21 protein-coding genes and 1 tRNA gene are annotated in these 23,720 nt (G+C 64.3%); 8 read left to right on the forward strand and 14 right to left on the reverse strand.

Going from position 1 to position 23,720, the window contains the following annotated elements:
* Window positions 1-14 precede the first annotated feature (14 nt).
* Entirely contained in the window at window positions 15-968 is a 954-nt protein-coding gene (locus FHS03_RS14200; RefSeq protein ID WP_371871692.1) for a helix-turn-helix domain-containing protein, read from the reverse strand.
* Window positions 969-1,174: 206 nt separating this feature from the next.
* Here FHS03_RS14200 and FHS03_RS14205 point away from each other — a divergent pair, with 206 nt between their 5' ends.
* Entirely contained in the window at window positions 1,175-2,092 is a 918-nt protein-coding gene (locus FHS03_RS14205; protein ID WP_183441615.1) for a DMT family transporter, read from the forward strand.
* On the opposite strand, the gene trmB is transcribed toward FHS03_RS14205, so the two are convergent.
* On the reverse strand, window positions 2,082-2,762 hold the full coding sequence (trmB, locus tag FHS03_RS14210) for a tRNA (guanosine(46)-N7)-methyltransferase TrmB (RefSeq protein WP_183441733.1): 681 nt from the start codon (window positions 2,760-2,762) through the stop codon (window positions 2,082-2,084). The genes FHS03_RS14205 and trmB overlap by 11 nt on opposite strands.
* Window positions 2,763-2,916: 154 nt before the next feature.
* Here trmB and FHS03_RS14215 point away from each other — a divergent pair, with 154 nt between their 5' ends.
* Window positions 2,917-3,429, forward strand: coding sequence for a hypothetical protein (locus FHS03_RS14215; protein ID WP_183441616.1), 513 nt, complete (start codon window positions 2,917-2,919; stop codon window positions 3,427-3,429).
* Window positions 3,430-3,479: 50 nt separating this feature from the next.
* Here the strand turns inward: FHS03_RS14215 and FHS03_RS14220 are convergent.
* Window positions 3,480-3,553, reverse strand: a tRNA-Gly gene (locus tag FHS03_RS14220).
* A 109-nt stretch (window positions 3,554-3,662) separates the two neighbouring features.
* Between FHS03_RS14220 and FHS03_RS14225 the strand changes: the two genes are divergently transcribed.
* Both FHS03_RS14225 and FHS03_RS14230 read left to right on the forward strand, forming a co-directional pair.
* A complete protein-coding gene (locus tag FHS03_RS14225; protein WP_183441617.1) occupies window positions 3,663-4,175 on the forward strand; it encodes a hypothetical protein in 513 nt (170 codons plus the stop codon).
* A 318-nt stretch (window positions 4,176-4,493) separates the two neighbouring features.
* Entirely contained in the window at window positions 4,494-5,273 is a 780-nt protein-coding gene (locus tag FHS03_RS14230) for a protein kinase family protein (protein WP_183441618.1), read from the forward strand.
* Here the strand turns inward: FHS03_RS14230 and FHS03_RS14235 are convergent.
* A complete protein-coding gene (locus tag FHS03_RS14235; protein ID WP_183441619.1) occupies window positions 5,264-6,226 on the reverse strand; it encodes a LysR substrate-binding domain-containing protein in 963 nt (320 codons plus the stop codon). The two genes, FHS03_RS14230 and FHS03_RS14235, sit on opposite strands and share 10 nt — an antisense overlap.
* Window positions 6,227-6,337: 111 nt before the next feature.
* Between FHS03_RS14235 and FHS03_RS14240 the strand changes: the two genes are divergently transcribed.
* Window positions 6,338-6,739, forward strand: coding sequence for a tautomerase family protein (locus FHS03_RS14240; protein WP_307729546.1), 402 nt, complete (start codon window positions 6,338-6,340; stop codon window positions 6,737-6,739).
* Here the strand turns inward: FHS03_RS14240 and FHS03_RS14245 are convergent.
* From FHS03_RS14245 to leuS, 10 genes are all read right to left on the reverse strand, one after another.
* Window positions 6,725-8,335 (reverse strand): SEL1-like repeat protein, encoded by a 1,611-nt coding sequence (locus FHS03_RS14245; protein ID WP_183441621.1) that lies wholly within the window; start codon window positions 8,333-8,335, stop codon window positions 6,725-6,727. The genes FHS03_RS14240 and FHS03_RS14245 overlap by 15 nt on opposite strands.
* A gap of 9 nt (window positions 8,336-8,344) precedes the next feature.
* Window positions 8,345-10,615, reverse strand: coding sequence for a putative bifunctional diguanylate cyclase/phosphodiesterase (locus FHS03_RS14250; protein WP_229426212.1), 2,271 nt, complete (start codon window positions 10,613-10,615; stop codon window positions 8,345-8,347).
* Window positions 10,616-10,622: 7 nt separating this feature from the next.
* Window positions 10,623-12,713, reverse strand: coding sequence for an HDOD domain-containing protein (locus FHS03_RS14255; protein ID WP_229426213.1), 2,091 nt, complete (start codon window positions 12,711-12,713; stop codon window positions 10,623-10,625).
* A 190-nt stretch (window positions 12,714-12,903) separates the two neighbouring features.
* A complete protein-coding gene (locus FHS03_RS14260; protein ID WP_183441623.1) occupies window positions 12,904-14,196 on the reverse strand; it encodes a multidrug effflux MFS transporter in 1,293 nt (430 codons plus the stop codon).
* An 87-nt stretch (window positions 14,197-14,283) separates the two neighbouring features.
* Window positions 14,284-15,519: a THUMP domain-containing class I SAM-dependent RNA methyltransferase gene (locus FHS03_RS14265; protein ID WP_371871696.1), complete on the reverse strand. Its 1,236-nt coding sequence runs from the start codon at window positions 15,517-15,519 to the stop codon at window positions 14,284-14,286.
* A gap of 55 nt (window positions 15,520-15,574) precedes the next feature.
* Window positions 15,575-16,003 carry a CopD family protein gene (locus FHS03_RS14270; RefSeq protein ID WP_183441624.1) on the reverse strand — a complete coding sequence of 143 codons (429 nt, stop codon included), beginning with the start codon at window positions 16,001-16,003 and terminating at the stop codon, window positions 15,575-15,577.
* Window positions 16,004-16,041: 38 nt separating this feature from the next.
* Entirely contained in the window at window positions 16,042-17,307 is a 1,266-nt protein-coding gene (locus tag FHS03_RS14275) for a glutamate-5-semialdehyde dehydrogenase (RefSeq protein ID WP_183441625.1), read from the reverse strand.
* Window positions 17,308-17,332: 25 nt separating this feature from the next.
* Window positions 17,333-18,349, reverse strand: coding sequence for a DNA polymerase III subunit delta (gene holA, locus FHS03_RS14280; RefSeq protein WP_183441626.1), 1,017 nt, complete (start codon window positions 18,347-18,349; stop codon window positions 17,333-17,335).
* A gap of 7 nt (window positions 18,350-18,356) precedes the next feature.
* Window positions 18,357-18,935: an LPS-assembly lipoprotein LptE gene (locus FHS03_RS14285; RefSeq protein WP_183441736.1), complete on the reverse strand. Its 579-nt coding sequence runs from the start codon at window positions 18,933-18,935 to the stop codon at window positions 18,357-18,359.
* A gap of 11 nt (window positions 18,936-18,946) precedes the next feature.
* Complete coding sequence (gene leuS / locus FHS03_RS14290) at window positions 18,947-21,580, reverse strand: leucine--tRNA ligase (protein ID WP_183441627.1); 2,634 nt, start codon at window positions 21,578-21,580, stop codon at window positions 18,947-18,949.
* A gap of 112 nt (window positions 21,581-21,692) precedes the next feature.
* Between leuS and FHS03_RS14295 the strand changes: the two genes are divergently transcribed.
* The 3 genes from FHS03_RS14295 to FHS03_RS14305 all read left to right on the forward strand — a co-directional run bounded on the left by FHS03_RS14295 (window position 21,693) and on the right by FHS03_RS14305 (window position 23,702).
* The gene (locus FHS03_RS14295) at window positions 21,693-22,472 is read left to right on the forward strand and encodes a helix-turn-helix domain-containing protein (RefSeq protein ID WP_183441628.1); all 780 of its coding nucleotides are present in this window, start codon (window positions 21,693-21,695) and stop codon (window positions 22,470-22,472) included.
* A gap of 253 nt (window positions 22,473-22,725) precedes the next feature.
* On the forward strand, window positions 22,726-23,247 hold the full coding sequence (locus tag FHS03_RS14300) for a hypothetical protein (RefSeq protein WP_183441629.1): 522 nt from the start codon (window positions 22,726-22,728) through the stop codon (window positions 23,245-23,247).
* A gap of 83 nt (window positions 23,248-23,330) precedes the next feature.
* Window positions 23,331-23,702 (forward strand): VOC family protein, encoded by a 372-nt coding sequence (locus FHS03_RS14305; protein ID WP_183441630.1) that lies wholly within the window; start codon window positions 23,331-23,333, stop codon window positions 23,700-23,702.
* Window positions 23,703-23,720 lie beyond the last annotated feature (18 nt).

The following is a 23,720-nucleotide window of genomic DNA, read 5'->3' on the forward strand; positions in this document are numbered from 1 at the left end:
TGTCCGGTGCGCGTTCAGGCGCACATGATCTGGCGGTAGCGGCCGGGCGGCACGCCCAGCGCGGCGCGGAAGCGGTGGCTGAAATGGCTCAGGTCCGCGTAGCCGCAGGCATCGGCAATCTGCTGCAAGGGCAGTTGCGATGCGCGCAGCAGGCCGCGCGCCTTGTCCAGGCGGCGGCGCGCAATCCAGGCCGAGGGCGGCATGCCGAAAGAAATGCGGAACATGCGCGCCAGATGAAATTCCGACATGCAGGCCACCAGCGCCAGCATGCCCAACGTGATATTCCCCTCCAGATTCGCTTCGATGTATTCCGCCAGGCGGCGCCGCACCAGCGGCGCCAGGCCGCCGCGCAGGCGCAGGCCTGGACGCTGCATGGCTTGCGACTGCAGCAGCTCGCTCAGGGCTTCGTGCGTGATCTCGTTGGCGCGCAGCAGCTGGTCCTTGTCCTGCCAGGGCGTATCCAGCAGCGATTCGCAAAGCGCCGCCAGACGCACATTCTCGAAATAGGTGCGGTCGGCCAGCGTCAGTTCGCGCGGCTCGCGGTCCAGCTCCGTCACGGCGCGGTGGGCGTAGTGCTCCGGCATGAAGTAGATGTGCATCAGGCGCAGCGTGTCGCGCACCGTCCAGTGGGATTCATGCCAGTCCGGCAAGGAGCATAATCGTCCCGGCGCGCCATACTGGCCTGGCGCGTCGTGGCGTTCGACGCGGTAGCCGCCGCCCAGATAGCAGGACAGGGTGTGGTGACCAGGCTGGATGTAATTGGTCTTGCCTTCCTGCGTGCTGCGCTGCCAGACGGCGACGGCCATGCCATCGCCCAGCCAGGCGAAGCGCTCCAGCTTCGCTTCGGTGCCGCTCATGGTGCGGAACACCGCATGCGACATGGCGTCGGCCGGCGCGCGCTGGCCATGGACGGCCAGCGCCAGCTGATCGTTCGCGGCAGGGACATCGGATTTCGGTTGGGTCGGCATGGCGGCTGGCTCGGTCTTATGGGCGGCAAGGCCGCGCGCTGTGCTCAAAGTCTAGCACGCGGCGCAACGCGGTGAAGCCGGGCCGTCGTAAATGCGCAAGATCAGACAATCGCGCAGCAGAGGCGGCTAACAAAGCGCAAGCCGGGACAAGCGCAAGCGCCGCTGCCCGCGCATGCTGGGCATTCCTACTTGCGCCTCTCTCCACCATGAACGCTTTTCTCTATCTGCTGACAGTCCTGATCTGGGGTACGACCTGGATCGCCATCAAATTCCAGCTGGGCGTGGTCCCAGCCCCGGTCTCGATCGCCTACCGCTTCTGGATCGCCGGGGCGGTGCTGCTGCTTCTGCTGTTCGCCATGCGCAAGCCGGCGTGGCCGCCGCGCCAGGCCTGGCGCTATCTGGTGGCGCAAGGCCTGGCCCTGTTCTGCCTGAACTTCCTGTGTTTCTATTACGCCAGCGCCAAGGTGCCGAGCGGCTTGGTGGCCGTGGTCTTCTCCACCGCGCCGATCTGGAATGCGCTGAATGGCCGCCTGTTCATGCAGCGGCCGATACGCGGCCAGGTCGTGGCGGGCGCGCTGCTGGGATTGGGCGGCATCGCCCTGCTCTTCCTGCCGCAGATGCGCGGCCACTGGGGCGACGGCAGCATGCTGGCCGGCCTGGCACTGGCCCTGGGCGGCACGCTGTGCTTCTCGACGGGGAATCTGCTGTCCAGCCGCATGCAGGCGCTCGGCCTGTCGCCATGGACGACGAATACCTGGGCCATGCTGATCGGCGCCTCGGTACTGAGCTGCGGCGCGCTGGCGCTGGGCATGCCCTTCACGTACGAACCGGGGCCGCGCTATACGGGCGCGCTGCTGTATCTGGCGGTGCCGGGGTCGGTGATCGGCTTCACCGCCTATCTACTGCTGTTGGGGCGCATGGGCGCGGACAGGGCGGCCTATTGCACCGTGCTGTTCCCGGTGGTGGCGCTGAGCATGTCCACGCTCTATGAAGGTTATCAGTGGACGCTGCCCGCGCTGGGCGGACTGGCCCTGGTCGTCGGCGGGAATGTGCTGGCCTTCCTGCCGGCGCGGAGCAGCGTGCGCGCGCAGGCCGCTCCCGCCGTCGTCAAGCTTACTTCTTGACGAAGACCAGATCCCAGACGCCGTGGCCCAGTTTCAGGCCACGGTTTTCGAACTTGGTCAGCGGGCGGTAGGCCGGCTGCGGCGCATAGCCGTCGGCGGTGTTTTGCAGGCCTTCTTCCGCGCCCAGCACTTCCAGCATCTGCTCGGCGTATTCCTGCCAATCGGTGGCGCAGTGCAGATAGCCGCCCGGCGCCAGGCGGTCGGTCAGCAGCTTGACGAACGGTCCCTGGATCAGGCGCCGCTTGTTGTGGCGCGCCTTGTGCCATGGGTCGGGGAAGAAGACGTGGACGCCGGCCAGGGTGCCGGGCTGGATCATATTGTTCAGCACTTCCACCGCATCATGCTGGATGATGCGCAGATTGCTCAGGTTCTCCTCGCCGATCAGCTTAAGCAGGCTGCCCACGCCGGGCGTGTGCACTTCCACGCCGATGAAATCCTTCTCCGGCATATGCTTGGCGATATGGGCGGTGGTGCCGCCCATGCCGAAGCCGATTTCCAGAATCACCGGCGCCTTGCGGCCGAAGGTCTGCTCGGCATCGAGCGGCGCCTTGGTGTATTCGACCAGGAATTTCGGTCCCAGATCGTTGAGCGCCCGCTCCTGTCCCGTGGACAGGCGGCCGGCACGGGTGACGAAGCTGCGGATGCGGTGCTCGGTCGGGTCGTACAGCATGGTACGGGCGCTTTTGGATGGGGTATCGGAAGACATGGGATGCAATCAAAAACTGTAAGGACGATCCGCCATTATACGTGATGCCGTTTTTGCCAGTCCATGCGGCCCGCGGCCTGCGATAATAGCGGCTTTCCACATACACGGCTGGCGGCGCATGGGCGACATCATTTACCTTATCCTCATGGGCATCTGCCCGGTGGCGATCTATTACCTCATCAAGACCAAGCCACACGCTACGGCCCTGCCAAGCGCGCCGAAGATGGACGCCGCGCCCTATACGCCGGCGCTACCACAGACTGCGCCAGCCAAACACTGGTCGGACGAAGGCCGCTTCCAGCTGGAGGTGGTGGCTGAATCGCGCTACCAGGCCATCATCCGCCAACTGGCGGGCGCGCATGGCGAACACAGTGCGAACGCGCGGCATCCGGCGATTCTGCTGCCGGACGATATGAATGCGTATGAGGCGACGGCGGTGGCAGTCTTCCTGTCCGGCCAGATGGTCGGCTACCTGGAACCGAAGGAGGCGGCCGCTTTCCGCCGCCTGCTGGCGCAGCAGGAGCTGGAGGGCCAGCCCACCAGCTGCGATGCGCTCATCCGCGGCGGCGGACTATGGGAAGGAAAAAGGCTGAGCTACTCGGTCAACCTCGATGTAGAGCCGCTGCGCTGATTGCACCGGTCTTGCCGGCCCCAGGTTGGGTGCCATCCCGATCAAAGAAGTGGAGCGGGTGATGGGAATCGAACCCACGCTATCTGCTTGGGAAGCAGAAGTTCTACCATTGAACTACACCCGCGTCAGCGGCATTCTACGCGGCTTTTGAACCCCTTGACAACTTCTCTACTACATCACGTACTCTCCCTCCATTTCCCTTCATTTTCGGACTTACGGTCGCAGAGAAATCGATGAAACCCAACAACAATAAAAGCCATACCGAAGAAATATGGTTCAAGCCCGACGAGTGGGATACGCTGACACAAAACATGCCAATTTACCGCGGGACAAAACATGTGGAGGCCGGTGAAACCATTCACATTTGTTCCCCCGAAAACCGCACCCCGGTCAGTATGCCTCTGGATGTACAGCGCGAAATGGATGACTGCTTCGAGCGTGCCTTTGGAGTCAGATTTCGCCAACGATCGCTGTTCGCCAGCGCAAGCCTCGATGTGGCCAAGAGCTATGCCGGCGGGTCCGGCGAAGTAAGGATTCTACGGCCCACAGCCCCATTCTGCTTTTGCTGGGGCTTGCATAGCAAGGATCTCTATTTCGCATATGAAGATATGCCCGACAAAGAATCGATTACCGGCCTGATCGAACGCCTGTCATTCAAAAACACCAGGCTCCTTGACGCCATTACATCCAGAAATGAAATCATGCTGGTAGGTGAAGAGTTCCGAGCAACCAGGATTCGCGAATAAGCCCAGATGACCACGCCCCAGAACCACGACGCCATCAATCTGGTCAAAACACTCGGCCTGGAGACTGTTGGGAACAGATACAAGATAACTCACGCCATCGGCCAATCGTTTGGCGGAACATCCTTTATCGGAAAAGACTGCTTGACTGGGGAAAAGGTATTCATGAAATACCTCATATGCTACCGAGGTGCCGCCGACCGTGCAAAATTTCTCATGGAACATGATGCGCTTTAAAAGCTTGAATCATATGCTCAGGCACACATATCCCCCCATGTTCTGCACTTTGAAGAATTTCCCTCGATTTTATCCGCAGTCACCGTGACAGAGTTTGCAGACGGCGAAAGCTTGACGGACTGGATGAAAAATGTCGCGGCAAAAAACCTGAATGAGAAGCTGAGCGTTTTTCATCGAATTATAGTTGCCTTATCCCACGGAACAATTTTTTTCAAACATCGCGACATCCACCCTGGCAATATCATCCTTATGCCAGCATCGCATGTTTCAATGGGACCCGAATTTACGGCCATGCAATTCGACCCAGGCATTCGCATTATTGACTGGGGAGAGGCTTTGCCCGTCATTTTTGGAAATTACGATGACGAACCAGAACATAATTTCACTCTCTTAAAAACTGCGCCTACCATGATAGGCGGTTCCATTACCAGCCTGCCGCCTGAAGTGTTTTCTCCATGGAAGCAAAATGCAGATTTCGGCGGCCTCTATGAAAGCTGGGGCATGGGACTCTTGCTGCATAGAATTTTCCTAAACGAGGAACTGCCTCGTGCAAAAAGTTTAGGTCACTATGTTGAGAGTATCAGTAACGGCAGTCTTCAAAGATGGGTTGACGATCAAGTCGCCCAACTGAAAAGGATGTCCCTGCCAGGCGGCTTAATAATCCCACAGTTGCTCAAACAGATGCTGGAGATATCGGCAGACTCCAGGCTAGAGCTGTCCCGCGCGGCAAGAATACTATGGGATATTCGGTATGAAAAATTCTCGATTACAGACGAGCAAACTCTTTTCAAGTATTTTTCGTCTCCCAACGATTATGAGCCGCCCGACGGCTGGACCCATTCCTTCTTCCCCGATTACGATTGAACTGCAGCCTGTGCCGACAGCAGAGGTGCGAGGGCCTGCTGCAAGATGTCCCACAGGCGCTGGGCGGTGGGGGACAGGGTGGCGTCGGCGCGGTGCAGGATAAGCTGGGCATGGGGCAGCGCGGGCAGGTCGTGGGCGCTGGCATCGAGCGCTTGCAGGCTGGCGGGCAAGCCGATATGGGTGCGCACCGTGACGCCCAGGCCGGCCGCGACGGCGGCCCAGACGCCGCTCAGGCTTGGGCTGCTGAAGGCGATGCGCCAGGGGATGCCGGCACGGTCTAGCGCGGCCGTGGCGGCGCTGCGCATCAGGCAGGGGGCATCGAACATGACCAGGGGCAGCGGCTCGACGCCGCCGGACCAGGCGAACGGCAAGAGCTGCGCACGGGTGGCTGGCAGCATGGGTGGGGCGATGCCGACATCGTAGGCAAGGGCGGGCGCCGCGGCAATCCATTGCATCGGCACGCCGCCCAGCGCTTCGGCATGGGGCGAGCTGCGACCCACGTCCCAGGCCAAGGTCAGATCGAGGCGACCGGCCAGCAAGCGCTCGAGCAGGTCGGCATTGCGCGCCATTTGGGCTTCGATGCGCACGCGGGGATGGGCTTTGGCGAAGCGGCCCAGCACCTCGGTCAGCACGCGTTCGCCGAAGTCTTCCGGCATGCCGAGGCGGATGCCGCCTTCCAGGTCGACGCCGCGCACGGCGCTGGCGGCTTCGTCGTTCAGCTCCAGCAGGCGGCGCGCGTAGGCCAGCAGGGTTTCGCCGGCCGCCGTCGGCACCATGCCGCGCCCGGCCTTGCGTAGAATGGGCGCGCCGACCTGCTCTTCCAGTTTTTTCAACTGGGCGCTGACGGCCGAGGTGGAGCGGCCCAGGCGCTCCGCAGCCTGGGCAAAGCTGCCCAGCTCCACGCCGGTGACGTAGCTGCGCAGGAAATCAAGGTCAAAGTGGAGGCGGCCCATATATCATCCCGTTTTTGTGAACGATGAGTTCAAATCTTTCTGATTTTCAGAATCACATTAGACGGCTATTCTGCACCTGTCAAACACAAACAAGGAGGATGCATCATGCCCATGAGCCGTATTTCCCTGTTGAAGGGTAAGTCGCCCGATTACTTGCGCGCGCTGTCGGATGGCCTGCACCAGGCGCTGGTCGAGGCCTTTGAAGTGCCGCCGACCGACCGCTTCCAGCTCATCCACCAGCACGAGCCGTATGAGCTGGTGTTCGACCGCGAGTATCTGGGCGGGCCGCGTTCGGATAATTTTGTAACGATCAACATCACCATCGGCCGGCCGCGAACGGCGGCCACCAAGCAAGCCTTCTATCAGCGCCTGGTGCAGATATTGGCAGAGAAGCCGGGCATACATCCGGAGGACGTGCTGGTGGTGATCACGCCGGTGCAGTCGGAGGATTGGTCTTTCGGCGGCGGACGCCAGGGCATCGGCTGGCCGCCGTCGGATTCAGGCCAGCGTTAGCAGTTCCGGACGGCTGCGCGCCAGGGCCAGGCTGGTAGCGTCCATGCGGGCGGCGCATTGCTGCAGGTATTTGGCGGCGCCGGGCGCGCCGCCGCGTTCGGCCATGGCGAGCAGGCGGTAAGCCTGTTCCACATCGGCCGCCGCGCCCTGGCCCCACATGAACATCAGGCCGGCATTCAGCTGGGCGCGGGCGTGACCCTGGCGCGCCGCTTTCAGATACCAGCCCAGCGCCGCGCCGAAGTCGCGCGGCAGCCCCTGGCCATTGTCGTAACGCAGGGCCAGCGTGAACTGGGCCAGGGTGTGGCCTTGCTCGGCGGCCTTGCGGTACCACTCGTTGGCGCGCACGGTGTCGGGCGCGGGGCCGGCTTCGTTGTCGAACAAGAGGCCCAGCATGTATTGGGCGGCGACGTAATCCTGTTCGGCCGCGCGCAGATACCAGCCCATGGCCTTGCGGTAGTCCTGCGGCACGCCCTGCCCCGCTTCGTAGCGCAGGCCGAGGTCGAACTGGGCGCGCAGGTGGCCCTGGTCGGCCGCTTTGCGGTACCAGAAGATCGCTTCCTGCTGGTCCTGCACCACGCCCTGGCCGTTCTCGTATAGCGTGCCCAGATGGTGCTGGGCGGCGGGGAAACCTTGTTCGGCGGCGCGGCGGAACCACTGCTCGGCTTCCGCATAATCCTGCACCACGCCCTGGCCATGCGCATAGCGCAGGCCCAGATTGTTCTGGGCGGCGGCGTGGCCTTGCTCGGCGGCGCGGCGATACCATTGCAGCGCCTTTTGCTCGTCGCGCGGCACGCCGTGGCCGTTGTCGTAGATCAGACCGAGATTGAACTGCGAGCTGACGTGTTCCTGCTGCGCCGCCAGCGTGTACCACTTGACGGCCTTTTCGCCGTCCTGGGCCACGCCCTCGCCCTTGTCGTAACGCAGGGCCAGGTTGAACTGGGCGGCGGCATAACCCTGCTCGGCCGCCTTGCGGAACCAGGACAGCGCTTGCGCCGGGTCTTTCGCCACGCCCTGGCCATTCTCGTAGCGCAGGGCCAGGTTGAACTGGGCGCGCGCATAGCCTTGCTCGGCCGCCTTACGGTACCACATGATGGCCTGGCGGAAGTCCTGCGGCACGCCCTTGCCGGTGTCGTACATCATGCCCAGATTGTTCTGCGCGCCGGCGTCGCCCTGTTCGGCGGCCTTGCTGAACCAGTACATGGCGCGCTCGGTATTGGCTTCGATGCCCTGGCCCTTGGCATACAGCCAGCCCAGATTGTATTGGGCGGCGGCGTAGCCCTGTTCGGCCGCCAGCTGGTACCAGTGCGCCGCTTCCTGGTAATCGAGGTCGACGCCCTGGCCTTTCTGGTACATCACGCCCAGATTGTATTGCGCGTGTTCCAGGCCGGCGTTGGCGGCCTGGCGGTACCAGGCGGCCGCCAGCTCGAAATTCTGCTCCACGCCCTGGCCGTTGAAATACATGAAGCCCAGGCTGTGCTGGGCATTGGCCACGCCGCGTTCGGCCATGGCTTTCACGCGCAGGAATTCGGCGGAATAGGACGGTCCGCCCGCGCCTGCCGCTTTCTCGATGATGGGGCTGTGGATGGTGGTGGCCATGGCCTGAGCTTACGCCTGAATCGCCATCGGCGCCACCGCCGCGTCCAGCGCCGCGCCGCCCGGCAATGGCGCCAGCTTGTTCTGCGCCTGCAGCACGCTGATGAAGCTGTGCAGGCAGATCGGCCGGTGGTACAGATAGCCTTGCATGGTGGTGCAGCCGTTCGCTTCCAGGTAGCGTTCCTGGATCTCGGTCTCCACGCCTTCAGCCACCAGGTGCAGGCCCAGGCCGCGCGCGATCGAAATGATGGCCAGGATCACCGGATAGTGGCCGTTCTCGTCGTGGATCTCCTTGACGAAGCTTTGGTCGATCTTGATGGTGTGGATCGGGAAGCGGTGCAGATAGCTGAGCGAGGAATAGCCGGTGCCGAAATCGTCGATGGCGACCGAGACGCCGAGCTGGCACAGCTTGTTGAGCTGCTCGATGGCGTACTGCGGATTGCGGATGCAGATATTCTCGGTGATCTCGACTTCGATCTGGGCCGGCGAAATACCGTAGCGCGTCAGCGCGCCGCGCATCTTCTCAAAGAAGTCGCCGCGGTCCAGGTATTGCGGCGACAGGTTCAGCGACAGGCGGATCGCCTCGCCGCCGGCCGCGTTCCACAGCAGCAGGTCGCGGCACAGGGCGCCCAGCATCCAGTCCGAGATCGGCAACATCAAGCCATTTTCTTCGGCAAACGGCAGGAACTCGCCGGCCGACAACAGCCCGCGCTGCGGATGGTTCCAGCGCATCAAGCCTTCGGCGCCGATGATGCGGCCGGTCACCACATCGACCTGGGGCTGGTAATACATTTCCAGCTCGTTCTGTTCGAGCGCCTTGCGCAAGGCCTGCTCCAGCGCGATCTTCTGATGCGACACGTCGAGCATGGAGTTGTGATAGAAGCTGTGGCCGTTCTTGCCCAGCGCCTTGACCTGGTACATGGCGATGTCGGCATGGCGCAGCAGCTCGTCGATGGTTTCGCCGTCGCTCGGATAGATGGCGATGCCGATGGAAGCCGAGATGTGCACCAGATGGCCATCGAGGTCGAAGGGCTTTTGCAGGCTTTCCAGGAATTTCTCGGCGATGGCCTTGGCGTCGGCGCGGTCGCGCAGCTCGGGCAGCACGATAGTGAATTCGTCGCCGCCCTGGCGCGCCAGGGTATCGCCCTTGCGCAGGCAATCCTTCAGGCGCAACGCGGCCTGCTGCAGCAGCTCGTCGCCCTTGACGTGGCCCAGGGTATCGTTGACCAGCTTGAAGCGGTCCAGGTCGACGAACATCACGGCCAGCTCGGTGAGCTTGCGCTTGGCCTGGATCACGGCCAGGCCCAGGCGGTCCTTGAACAGCATGCGGTTCGGCAGGTCGGTCAGGATGTCGTGGTAGGCCTGATAGGAGATGACTTCCTCGGCGCGCTTGCGGTCGGTGATGTCGCGCGCCACGCCATAGGTGCCGAAGAATTCGTGGCGCTTGACCTCGTGGTCGGGCAGGTGCATGCCGATGGCGTTGAGCGATATCGTCATCAGTGTGTTGTTGAAGGTGCGCTCGGCGCCGCCGCCGCCCTTGCACTTCAGGCGCAGTTCGACATTGCGCGAGGCGCGCTCGTCGACGCGGCGCTCGTTGAACACATAGCGCGCGCGCTCCAGGTCTTCGTCGTGCACCAGGATGGAGTAGTGCTTGCCGAGCAGCTCTTCGCGCGTGTAGCCGAGCAGCTGGTAGGCGCGGTCGTTGACGAAGGTGAAGTGGCCTTCGTGGTTCAGGGTGTAGATGATGTCGGGCGAGCTGTCCACCAGGTAGCGGTACATCTTTTCCGAGTTTTCCAGGCGCGAGGCGATGCGCTCGTTGTCCACCGCCAGGCGGCGCTTCTGCAGCGCGTTCTCCACGGTCTTGAGCAGCTCTTCGCGGCTGTAAGGCTTGCGCAGATAATCGTAGGCGCCGCGCTTCAAGGCGCCGATGGCGGCCTCGATGCCGACGTCGCCGCTCATCACGATCACGTCGCTGCCGATGCCGCGCGCGTTCATGAAGTCCATGATCTCGTGGCCGCTCATATCGGGCAGGCGCAGGTCGAGCAGGACCAGGTCGAACTGCAGGCGGTTCAGCTGCGCCAGCGCTTCGCTGCCGCAAGTGGCCGTCACCAGCTGGTAGTCGCGGTCGCGCAGCAGCTCGTACAGCGAGGACAGCAGGCGCGGTTCGTCGTCCACCAGCAGCAGGCGCGGCGAATAGTCGGGACAGAGCGGCAGCGGATGGCCGGCATCGGCGATGGTGGGCGGGTGCGGCGGGCTGGCGGGGATAGGCGGCGTCGTGCTCATCGTTGTCTCAAACGGAGTCCATTACCCGTGCCGGTACGCTGGCGGTCTGGCTGGCGCTGCCACGGGCGGGCAGCAGGATTTCAAAGGAAGTGCCGGTCTTGCCGCTGCGGCAGGTGATCATGCCGTCCAGCTTCTTGACCAGGCTGTGAACAATGGCGAGGCCCAGGCCATGGTGCTTGCCCTCCTTGGTGCTGTGCACCGGGGAGAACAGATTGGCCAGCACCTCGGGCGCCAGTCCGGGGCCGCTGTCGGCCACCACCAGCTCCACATACAGGCGGCGCTCGCGGTTGACGTAGCCGCGGTTGCTGATCTCGATCTTGCCGCCCTGGGGCTGGGCTTCGACCGCGTTTTTAATGAGGTTGACCAGGATCTGCTTGAGCAGGTCGGCCTCGCCCTCGATCTCGTTCGGCTCTTCCTGCATGCGCAACAGGATCTGCACCGAGGGCGGCACGAAATCGGTGGCGCGGAACAGGCGCAGCACGTCCTCGGCCACGCGGCCGATATGGGTGACGCTGCTGGCGTCGCTCGGCTGCAGGTCGGCCAAGCCGTTGATCAGGTGGCCGACGCGGTCGATTTCCTCATTGAGGATGGACATTTCGCTGACCACGGGTTCGCGCCGCGCCAGTTTGCTGTCCAGCACCGACAGGTAGTTCTTGATGATGGACAACGGGTTGTTCACCTCATGCACCACGCGGCGCGAGGCTTCGCGGTATTCCTCGGCCACATGGGCGATCTGGCGCCGCGCGTGGCCGCGTTCGGAGAGCGCCGTTTCCAGCGCGGCGGCGGCCTGGTTGCCGAAGGCTTGCAGGAAGCGCTCGCGCTTCTGGTAGCTCGGCAGCTGCCAGGCGGCGGCGCCGCCCACCAGCACGCCCAGGCAGCGCTGGCCGGCCACCAGCGGCAGGCAGACCATGCTTTCCGAGCCGAGCAGGCGGAACAACTGCTCTTCGGCGATGCTCAATTCCGGCGCGTTGCGCGCGGCCAGGATCTGGCGCCGCTCCTGGGCCGCCTGCACCACCAAGCCGCCCTTGTTGAGCGGGATGGACAGCTCGCTCAAGCGCTGCTGGTGCTCGCCGGCGACCACGCCGACCAGGGCATGGCCGGTGGGATTTTCCAGCAGCACCAGGGCGGCGTCGAAATCGAAGAGGATGCGGGCCGAGCGCGTGATCGCCGCCAGCATGCTGGTTTCGCCCTGCTGGCGCGCGAAGGTCTGGCCCATTTCGGACACCAGCACCATATTGCGCACCTCTTCCGACAGGCGCTGCTGCACCGGGTCGGGCGGCGGCGGCGCGTAGGCCGGCGGGCTGACGATGGCGTCGGCGCCACTGAGGTCGATGCCCAGGTAATCGGCCGAACGCTGCACCTGGCGCGCGGCGGCCTTGCAGATGGCGGCCAGTTCCTCGTCCGGCACGCCGCACAGGCGGCCGGCGTCGCCGATGGCGGCCGGCTCGTTGATATTGGCGCACAGGAGATGGGCCAGGCGCACGATGCGGATCAGGGGATGGGCCGCTTCCAGGCGCGCCACCGGTTCGTGGTGATACAGCACGCTATCGGCCAGGAAGGAATCGAGGTTCCAACGCTCGACCAGCCAGGCGCCCGCCTCGGTGTGGGTGATTTCCAGGGTGCGCTGTTCGACGGCGCACAATTCCTCGTCGTCGCGCGCGGTGAAATTGAAGGCGTATTCGCGGGGCGCCGTGGCCAAGAGGGCGAGGCGGCCGACATTGTGCAGCAGGCCGGCCAGATAGGCTTCTTCCACATGGGGATAAGCCATCTGCTTGGCGATGTCGCGCGCGATCACGGCCGTGGTCAGCGAGCCTTGCCAGAAGCAGCGCAGGTCGGTGCTGCCCGAATGCGGGAAGTTATTGAAGGTCTGGAACACCGATTCGCTGATGACCAGGGTCTTGATCATGTCGGTGCCGAGCGACACCAGGGACTGCTCCAGGCTCACCGTGCGGCTGTTGCGGTGGTAGGCCGAGCTGTTGGCGACCGACAGGATCTTGCTGGTCATGCCGGCATCCTTGGCGATCAGCGCAGCCAGCTCCGGCATGCCGGCGTCGTCGGCTTGCAGGTGCTCGATCAGCTTGAGCAGGATCTGCGGCATGGCAGGCAGCCGCGCGACCAGTAAGCGATTGCGAATGTCGTTATCGGGTTGGTGCATCGTATCAAGCATTGCCGCCAGTTAACGTAGTCCAGAGAATGAAACGTGGTATACCCGTGCGCCGAAATTATCCAAGGATAAATGTATCATAACTTATTAGCAAGAAAAATTTCCTACTAATATTTTCCTGTGGTTAAGAGTGTTGTACCGGATGGGCTGATAGCATGCGCCGGTATAGGCGCGCCGTCAACCACAAAGCCAAGGACGTAACCGCAAATAACAATTGCCCAATGGCAATTAGTAACAAGGAATGCGACACCAGCGGCGCCACCACCCCGGCCACCACGGCGCCCAGCAAGGTGCTGGCAAACGATTGGCAGGAGGCGGCCGTGCCGCGGATATGCGGGAACAGGTCGAGCGCCAGCAGGGTGGCCGCGGGCGCCACCACCGACATGCCGAAGGTGTACACGAAGAGCGGCAGCATGCTCCACGGCAGGGCCGGCGGCAGCCACAGATGGTAGGCCACATTCACGCTGGCCGCCGCGATCAGGCAAGCGAAGCCGAGGCCGATCTGGCGCGCAAAGCTGATACGGCCGACGATGCGGTTGGCCGCCAGCGCGCCCAGGAAGATACCGGACACAGCCGGAATGAACAGCCAGCCGAACTGATGCGGCCCCAGGCCCAGCTGGCTGGGCAGGGCTTCCGGCGCCGAGGTGATACAAATGAACAGGCCGGCGAAATTGAAGGCCACCACGCCCGATTTGAGCAGGAAAGGCGGCGAACCGAGCACGCTGGCATAGCTGTGCAGCAGGAAGCGTGGATTGAAAGGCTGGCGCTGGGCCGGCGGCAGGGTTTCCGGCAGGCGGCGGTAGCAGACGATGAACAGCAACACCGTATATATCAGCAGGGCCAGGAAGATGGTGCGCCAGTCGAAGGCGGTCACGATCAGGCCGCCCAGGATCGGGGCCACGGCGGGCGCGATCGAGAAGATCATCGTCACCAGCGACAGCAGGCGGGCCGCCGCCGCGTCGGCATACAGGTCGCGGATGATGGCGCGCCCCACCACCACGCCCGCCCCGGCCGACAAGCCTTGCACGATGCGGAAGAACCACAGGTATTCGACGCTGTGGGCGGCGGCGCAGCCGATGGTGCCCAGGGCAAACGCCACCAGGCCCACCAGGATCACATTGCGGCGGCCGAAGGCGTCCGACAGCGCGCCATGCCACAGCACCATCAGCGCGAACGCGGCCATATAGGCACTCAGGCTTTGCTGCACCTGCAGCGGCGTCGCTTTCAGGCTGGACTGGATCGCCGGGAAGGCCGGCAGGTAGGCGTCGATGCTGAACGGTCCCAGCATCGACAGGCCGGCCAGCACGGCGGCCAGCGCCGCCGGCGCCAGCGGCGCGCGCTGGCGCGGCTCGGATGGCGGCACCGGCTGCACCGGGTCGGGCGGCAGGGTGGGCGGGGGATTCGGGTTGGGGAACATCGGCTTTACTCCGGCTCTGGAACAGGGGCGGCGGAACGAGTCCGCCGCCGGATGCGCCGCAGCCGATGCGGCGCGCTACAACAGGACTTACTCCGCCTTGGGCGCGGGCGCGGCAGCGGCGGCGTCGGTCTTCGGCTTGGCTTCCTCGCGGCGGTTGAAGCCGGCCACCATATCGAAGCGGAACAGGCGGCATTCCAGGGCGCCGTTGAAGAATGGCGTCTTGCGCGATTCCTTCAGGCGCAGCATCTTGGGCAGGCCCAGGTCGGCGGTGAACAGATAGGCGGTCCAGCCGGCGAAACGCTGCTTGAGCGTGGAACTGAAATCGGCGTAGAACGATTTCGCCAGATCGTCCTCGGCCAGGGTGCTGTCGCCGCGCACGCCGATCCGCTCGCCGTAGGGCGGGTTGGTCAGCATGATGCCCGGCTGCGCGCTCGGCGCCTGCACCTGCTGCGCCTCGATCTGCTTGAGCGGCACCTCGAACAGGATGCCGGCGCTGCGCAGATTGTGGCGCGTCATGGCCACCATATCGCCCGAGATGTCGGAGCCGAAGATGGTCGGCTCGGCCGGCAGCGGATTGGGCTTGATGGCGGCCTTCATCGCCTGCCATGGGGCGGGGTCGAAGTCGTGGAATTTCTCGAAGGCGAAACGGCGCCGCGCGCCGGGCGGCACGCCCTGCACCATCTGCGCCGCTTCGCACAGGATGGTGCCGGAGCCGCACATTGGGTCGAACAGGGGCACGCCCGGCTTCCAGCCCGAAACGCGCAGCAGGCCGGCGGCCAGGTTTTCGCGCAGCGGGGCGTCGCCGGTCTCATTGCGCCAGCCGCGCTTGAACAGGGCTTCGCCCGAGGTGTCCAGATAGATGATGAACTGGCGCTGGTCGAGGAAGCCGGCGATGCGCATATCCGGCTCGCGCGTGTTGACCGATGGGCGCTTGCCGTACATATCGCGGAAACGGTCGCAGATGGCGTCCTTGATCTTCAGCGTGGTGAATTCGATGCTTTTCAGCGGCGACTTGATGGCGGTGACGTCGACGCGGATGGTGTGGTCCACGCCGAACCATTCTTCCCAGGGCTGGGCCAGCACCAGGTCGTAGATGTCGTTTTCGTTCTGATAGTGGCAGACGCCCATGCGCATCAGCACGCGCGACGCGATGCGCGAATGCAGGTTGATGCGGTAGGCGTCGTACAGGTCGCCCGAGCAGTGCACGCCGCCCGGCACCTGATTGTGCACTTTGAGCGTGGCGCTGCTTTGGGCGATCTCGCCCAGTTCCTCGGCCAGCGCCGCTTCCATGCCGCGTGGGCAGGGACAGAAATAAGAAGTCATAAGGTGTACCCTTTATCCGTTGAGTGAAAAGCGGACGGCCGCTGCCGCCCACCGCTTAAAATGGTTTGACCACCACCAGGATGGTGACGGCCAGCAGCAGCAGCACCGGCACTTCGTTGAACCAGCGATACCATTTGTGGTCGCGCTGATTGACGCCGCGCTCGAATTTTTTCAGCAGCGAGCCGCAGGCGTGGTGGTAGCCGACGATCAGCAGCACCAGCGTGAGCTTGGCGTGCAGCCAGCCGGGCAGCTTGAATTGCTCGCCGCCGCCGTATTGCAGCCACACCAGCCAGGCGCCGAACACCAGGGCCGGCAAGGCCAGCATGGTGGTGAAGCGGTACAGCTTGCGCGCCATCAGCAGCAGGCGCTCGCGCGCCGGCCCCTCGCCTTCCATCGCCAGATTGACGAAGATGCGCGGCAGGTAGAACAGGCCGGCGAACCAGGAGGCGATGAAGACGATGTGCAGGGCTTTGATCCAGAGCATGGCTTTCCTTGAGGCGTTGGGTGGGCTTGCTTGCGTGGCTACTTGCGGACTTCGCCGTGGCCGAAGACCACGTATTTGAGCGAGGTCAATCCTTCCAGCCCGACCGGGCCGCGCGCGTGCAGCTTGTCGTTGGAGATGCCGATTTCCGCGCCCAGGCCGTATTCGAAGCCGTCGGCGAAACGAGTGGAGGCGTTCACCATCACCGAGGCGGAATCGACTTCGCGCAGGAAGCGCAGGGCGTCGCTATAGTCTTCGGTGACGATGGCCTCGGTATGCTTGGACGACCAGGTGTTGATGTGCTCCATGGCGGCGTCGATGCCGTCCACCACGCGCACGGCCAGGATCGGCGCCAGGTATTCGGTGGCCCAGTCCTCTTCCGTGGCGCGCGCCAGGTGCGGGTAGCCTTCCAGGATGGCGTGCGCTTCGGCATCGGCGCGCAGCTCGACCTGCTGCGTGAGGTAGCGCTTGGCCAGCGCGGGCAGCACGGTGGGCGCGATGGCGCGCGCCACCAGCAGCGTTTCCATGGTGTTGCAGGTGCCGTAGCGGTGGCATTTGGCGTTGTAGGCGATGTCCAGCGCCTTTTGCAGGTCGGCCTTGGCGTCGATGTAGACGTGGCAGATGCCGTCCAGGTGCTTGATCATCGGCACCGTGGCCTCGGCCATCAGGCGCGCGATCAGGCCCTTGCCGCCGCGCGGCACGATCACGTCCACATACTGCGGCATGGTGATCAGGGCGCCCACGGCGGCGCGGTCGGTGGTGTCGACCACCTGCACGCCGTCGGCCGGCAGGCCGGCGCCGGCCAGGCCTTCCTTGACCAGCGCGGCCAGGGCGCGGTTGCAGTGGATCGCTTCCGAGCCGCCGCGCAGGATGGTGGCGTTGCCGCTCTTGATGCACAGGCCGGCCGCGTCCACCGTCACGTTGGGGCGCGCTTCATAGATGATGCCGATCACGCCCAGCGGCACGCGCATCTGGCCGACCTGGATGCCGCTCGGGCGGCTTTTCATATTCGAGATCTCGCCGATCGGGTCGGGCAGGGAGACGATCTGGCGCAGGCCGGCCACCATGGTGGCGATGGCCTGCTCGGACAGGGCCAGGCGGTCGAGCATGGCCGGCGCCATGCCGGCGGCGCGCGCGGCGTCCAGGTCGAGCTGGTTGGCCGCGCGCAGCACGGCGGCGTCGCGTTCGATGGCGTCGGCGATCAGGCCCAGGGCGCGGTTGCGCGTGGCGCCGTCGGCGCGCGCCATGGCGCGCGAGGCGGCGCGCGCCTGGCGTCCCACCTGTTCCATATATTCAGTGATGTTCATGATCTATCCTGCTTGCCCGGCGCGGTCAGGCGCGGGCGACGGTGAGCGCCAGCTGCAGCATGGCGTCCCAGGCATCGCCTGCAAACGCTTTCGCGCGCAAGCCCTTGACCATCTTGTCCACCTGGGCCGCCTGCTGCAGCGCCGACTCCAGGGTGGGCAGGGACAGGCGGCGCAGCGCGCCGTCCATCATGCGCTCGCGCGGACCCCAGATGCGGTATTCCTTGAGCAGAGCGCCCAGCGGGCGGCCCTGCGCCATGCCCGCCTTCAATTTCAACAGCGTGCGGATTTCCTCCGACACGGCCCACAACACCAGCGGCAGCGCTTCGCCCTCGCCCTGCAAGCCTTCGAGCATGCGCACCAGGCGCGCCGGATCGCCGGCCAGCATGGCTTCGCTGAGCTTGAAGACGTCGTAGCGCGCCACATTGAGCACGGCGTCGTGCACCTGCTCGTGCGTCAATTTGCCGGGCGGGTGCAGCAGGCCCAGTTTCTGGATTTCCTGGTGCGCCGCCAGCAGATTGCCTTCCACGCGGTCGGCGATGAAGTCCAGGCTTTGCCGCTCCACGCTCTGGTTCTGCTGCGCCAGGCGCATGGCGATCCAGTTGGGCAGCTGGTTGCGCTCGATATTCGGGATATCGATATACACCGCGCCCTGCTGCAGCGCGGCCACCCAGGCCGCCTTCTGCGTCTGCCAATCGAGCTTGGGCAGGGTGATCAGGGTCAGGTTGTCGGGGCTGAGATCCTTGACATAATTCTGCAGCGCGGCGCCGCCATCCTTGCCCGGCTTGCCGGACGGGATGCGCAGCTCGATCAGCTTCTTGTCGCCGAACAGGGACATGGCCTGGTTGGCCGCCAGCAGCTCGCCCCATTTGAAGCTGCGCTCGACGGACAGCACCTCGCGCTCGGAATAGCCCTGGGCGCGCGCGGCGCGGCGGATCTTGTCGGCCGCCTCCAGCGCCAGCAAGTGTTCGTCGCTGGTGATCACGTACAGCGCCGCCAGCGGTTTGGCGACGTGGGCGTCCAGCGCATCGGCGCGCAACTGCATGAAACGCTTACTCCTTGGGCGGGGCGACAGGGGTGGCCGGCGCCACCGACATCCGCACCACCGGTTTGATGGCCGCCATGCGGCGCATCATCTGCTGCACCAGGTCGGTCTGCATATCCTTGTACAGCAAGGCTTCTTCCTGCTCCTTCGCCAGCAGCTGGGTGTCGCTGAAGGTGATCGGGCGCGTCAGCTGGATCTGGGTCGGTCCCAGCAGCTCGTTGCCGGCCGGGTCGCGCACGCGGAACACGATGTTGTAGCTGAGCAGATACTCGCGCACGCGGCCATTGCTGTTGAGCGACAGGATCGATTTGCTGCGCGTTTTTTCCGGATCGTTGAGCACCTCGATGATGCCGTCGGCGCGCTTCGGATCGTTGACCACCTCGGTGTGGCCGTTGGCGCGGATATTGCGCTTCAGGTCAATCGCCAATGGCGACGACTCCGGCAAGCCCACGTACAGCGCAGGGAAAGGCAGGGTGTAGTTGCCGCTCGAACCGCGCAGATGGAAGCCGCAGGCGGCCACGCTGGCCGCCAGCAGCGCCGCCAGGATGGCGTTGCGCGCCAGGCGGATGAGTGTTGGAGTCGTCATTGCCATAAGTTTTACACCACGATGTTGACCAGTTTGCCCGGCACCACGATGACCTTCTTCGGCGTGCCTTCGATGAACTTCTGCACGCTTTCCTCGGCCAGCGCCGCCGCCTCGATGGCCGCCTTGTCGGCCGCTTTCGCCACTTTCACCGAGCCGCGCAGCTTGCCGTTCACCTGGATCATCATTTCGATCTCGGACTGCTCGAGCGCGGCTGGATCGACCTGCGGCCAGGCCGCGTCCAGGATGTCGCCGGCATAACCGAGTTCCTGCCACAGCACATGGGTGATGTGCGGCGCGACGGGGTTGAGCAGGCGCAGGAAGATGGCCAGGCCTTCGGACAGCACGGCGCCCGATTCGGCCGAGTCGTCGAGCTTGGCCGACTCCATGGTGTTGAGCATTTTCATGCAGGCCGAGACCACGGTGTTGTACTGGATGCGTTTCAGGTCGTAGTCGGCCTGCTGCAGCACCTTGTGCAGTTCGCGGCGCAGGGTTTTCTGCGCGTCGCCAGTCGCGGCGGCCGTCAGCGCGGCGCCCGCGGCGGCGATGCGCGCCTTCTGCGCGTAGGCATAGGACCAGACGCGGCGCAGGAAGCGGTTGGCGCCTTCGACGCCGCTGCCCGACCACTCCAGGGTCTGTTCCGGCGGCGAAGCGAACATGGTGAACAGGCGCGCGGTGTCGGCGCCGTACTGCTCGATCTGGGCGGCCGGGTCGATGCCGTTGTTCTTCGACTTCGACATCTTCTCGGTGCCGCCGATCTGCACCGGCTGGCCGTCTTCCTTGAGCAGCGCGCTTTGCGGGCGGCCCTTGTCGTCCGTGGTCAGCTCGACGTCGGCCGGGTTGAACCAGGTCTTCTTGCCGGCCGCGTCTTCGCGGTAATAAGTTTCATTGAGCACCATGCCCTGGGTCAGCAGGTTGACGAAGGGTTCGTCGAACTTGACCAGGCCGAATTCGCGCATCACCTTGGTCCAGAAGCGCGCGTACAGCAAGTGCAGCACGGCGTGTTCGATGCCGCCGATGTACTGGTCCATCGGCATCCAGTAATCGTTGCGCGCGTCGACCATGGCATCGTTCGAGCCGGGCGAGGTATAGCGCATGTAGTACCAGCACGAATCGACGAAGGTGTCCATGGTGTCGGTCTCGCGGCGCGCCGGCTTGCCGCACTGCGGGCAGTCGCACGTAAGGAAGGCTTCGTGCTTGTTGAGCGGGTTGCCCGTGCCGTCCGGCACGCAGTCTTCCGGCAGCACCACCGGCAAGTCTTTTTCCGGCACCGGCACCACGCCGCAGTCGGCGCAGTTGATCATCGGGATCGGCGTGCCCCAGTAGCGCTGGCGCGAAATGCCCCAGTCGCGCAGGCGGAAGGTGACTTTCTTCTCGCCCAGGCCCAGCGCGGCCAGGTCGGCGGCCACCGCGTCCACGGCTTGCGCGTAGTTCAGGCCATCGTATTTGCCCGAGTTGGCGACGATGGACACGCTCTTGTCGCCATACCATTCCTGCCAGGCGGCGTCCGAGTACGCCTGGCCTTCGGCGCGGATCACCTGCTTGATCGGCAGGCTGTATTTTTTGGCGAAGGCGAAATCGCGCTCGTCGTGGGCCGGCACGCCCATCACGGCGCCGTCGCCGTAGGTGATCAGCACATAGTTGCCGACCCAGACTTCGACCTGGGCGCCGGTCAGCGGATGGGTGACGAACAGGCCGGTCGGCATGCCCTTCTTCTCCATCGTCGCCATATCGGCTTCGATCACGGAACCCATCTTGCACTCGGCGATGAAGGCTTGCAGCGCAGGGTTATTTTGCGCGGCGTGCGTGGCCAGCGGGTGCTCGGCCGCCACGGCGCAGAAGGTCACGCCCATCACGGTGTCGGGACGGGTGGTGAAGACGAACAGCTTGCCCTCGCCGATCAGTTGGCCGTCGGCGCCGGCGATGGTGTGCGGGAAGGCGAAGCGCACGCCGGTCGATTTGCCGATCCAGTTCGACTGCATGATGCGCACGCGCTCAGGCCAGCCGGGCAGCTTGTTGTCGACGTAGTCGAGCAGCTCGTCGGCGTAGTCGGTGATGCGCGCGTAGTACATCGGGATTTCGCGCTTTTCGATCAACGCGCCCGAACGCCAGCCGCGGCCATCGACCACCTGCTCGTTGGCCAGCACGGTCTGGTCGATCGGGTCCCAGTTCACGGTGCCGGTCTTTTTGTAGATGATGCCTTTTTCCAGCATCTTCAGGAACATCCACTGGTTCCATTTGTAGTACTCGGGCTTGCAGGCGGCCATCTCGCGCGACCAGTCGATGGCCAGGCCCATGGACTCCATCTGCTCCTTCATATGGGCGATATTGGAATAGGTCCACTGCGCCGGCGGCACGTTATTGGCCATGGCCGCGTTCTCGGCCGGCATGCCGAAGGCGTCCCAGCCCATCGGCATCAGCACGTTGTAACCGTTCATGCGCAGATAGCGGTACATCACGTCATTGATCGTATAGTTGCGCACGTGGCCCATGTGCAGCTTGCCCGAAGGGTAAGGCAGCATCGAGCAAGCGTAGTACTTGCCTTTTGGGAAACGCGGGTCGTTTTCGACGGCTTTGTAGGCGTCGATCGCCTTCCAGTGGGCTTGGGCGGCTTTTTCGACGTCGGCGGGACTATATTTTTCTTGCATGATGGTTGCGGCCAGTAGAATTGGTGAAAGGTTACGAACCTTTCATTATACTGCTTCGCCGCCGGCCTGTTGCGCGGGCGCGCCTGCGATGTTTTCTTGCCGGAGATTGTGCATGTTGTATCGGGAGTATCCGCCCCACCCCACCTTGCGCCCCTGGGTCGCCTGCCTATGGACCGCCGAGGCGCGCGCGGCCGGGCCGGCGCCGCAGCGGCACCGCGTGCTGCCCGACAATTGCGTCGACATCCTGTGGCAGGACCAGGGCAAGCCAGCCTTTGCCGTCGGCATGATGAGCGCGTTTATCGAAGTGCCGTCGGCCGGCCGCGTGCGCACGGTGGCGGTGCGCTTCCGCCCCGGCGCGGCGCGGCATTTCCTCGGCCAGCCGTTGGCCGGACTCAGCGACCAGCGCGCGGACCTCGATCTGCTGTGGGGGCGTTCGGTGGCGGCGCGGCTCGACGAGGCGCTGTGGGTGGACGAACTCAGCGACCGGCAGCGGCTGCTGCGCATTGAGCAAGCGCTGCTGGAGCGCCTGCCTTTGTTGGCGGGCAGGATGGAGACGGTTTCGCTGGCGCGGACGGCGGTGGCGGCCATCGAGGCCACACACGGGCTGCTGCGCGTGGAGTCCTTGGCCGAGCGCTTCGGCGTCAGCCGCCAGCATCTGGCGGCCCAGTTCCGCGACCAGGTCGGGTTGCCGCCCAAACTGTTTGCGCGCATTTGCCGCTTCCGCCGCGCCACTGCCGTACTCGGCCAGCAAGCGGTGGGGGCAGCGGGCAGCGACTGGGCCGCCCTGGCCCTCGATTGCGGCTATTTCGACCAATCCCACCTGATTCACGACTTTCAGGAATTCGCCGGCCGCACGCCCGAACAATTCCTACGGCCGCCCCGCCGCGCTTGAGGATAGGGTAGGTCTTTGCGGGTCCCTATGGCAAATTTGCTCTAATTTGCTCTAATTTTTGCGGTCGCGTGAAAAACTGCTCTTTTCTGCTCTAAACCGCTGTTTTTGAACTTTTCCAGCCACTGGACGGTCCAATTAGAGCAAGTTAGAGCAGAAAAGAGCAGGTTTTCACGGATAAGCGAGGCCCATCATGAAAAAGAGCAGATTTGCCATAGCGAGTGGCGAGATAGCACCCCACACGCTACGGCGGCTGATGAACTGGCTCGATCAGCACGACGCGCTGGACCAACTGTCCCCCACCATCAGCGAAGCGGTCGAAAACTGGCTCGACCTTCAGCAAGCCCAGGAGGATGACAGGTCCAGCGCCTGCGCCCTGGCCGACTTCGCCGCGCCACCGGCGACAAGCGCATCGCCGGCCCCGCCAAGCCGCTCAAACGCAAACGCCCCCGCCCCGCCGGATGCCCCCGGCACGCTGGCGGCCTCCCGCCTGGCAAGCGGGCGCGGCTATTTCTGGAAAGCGCTCTTCCTGCCCGAAGGCACGCGGCTACGCGTCTTCATGCGCGGCGGCGGCCATGCCGAAGTCATCGGCAACCAACTGGTCTATGAAGGGCAGCCCACTTCGCCGAATCAGTTCCTGCGCCTATTCCGCGGCATCCCGCGCAATGCCTGGGAAGAATTGTGCATCCGCTTCCCAGGCGAAAAAAGCTGGCGGCGCGCCAAGGAGCTGCGGCGCGAATTCGGCATTGCGCGCCGGCGCGGCAGCATCCTGCCCTGAGCGCTACTTTCCATTTTTCCAATCGCCGCCGCGCCCGCCATGGCATGATGGCCGCATCGTTCAACCATCGAAAGGAGCACGCCATGATCAAAGGACTACGCAGCGCCATCTACCCCCTGCGCGTACCCGACCTGCAAGCGGCCAAAGCCTGGTACAGCCAGGTGCTGGGCCAGGAACCGTATTTCGACCAGCCCTTCTATGTCGGCTTCAATCTCGGCGGCTTCGAGCTGGGCCTGTGGCCCGAGGGCGAACCGGGCACGGCCGGCTGCCGCGTCTACTGGGGCGTCGAGGGCATCGAGGCGGAAGTGGCGCGCATCGTGCAACTGGGCGCCCAGCTGCACGGCAAGATCGAGGACGTCGGCGAAGGCATCCGCATGGCCGACCTGCGCGACCCTTACGGCAATCTGCTGGGCCTGATCGAAAATCCGCTGTTCGACGCCCACGCCGTGCGCTAGGCAAAGCCGAGCCCGCCA

It is taken from the genome of Pseudoduganella violacea (genome assembly GCF_014191875.1).
GTDB lineage: Bacteria > Pseudomonadota > Gammaproteobacteria > Burkholderiales > Burkholderiaceae_D > Rugamonas > Rugamonas violacea_A.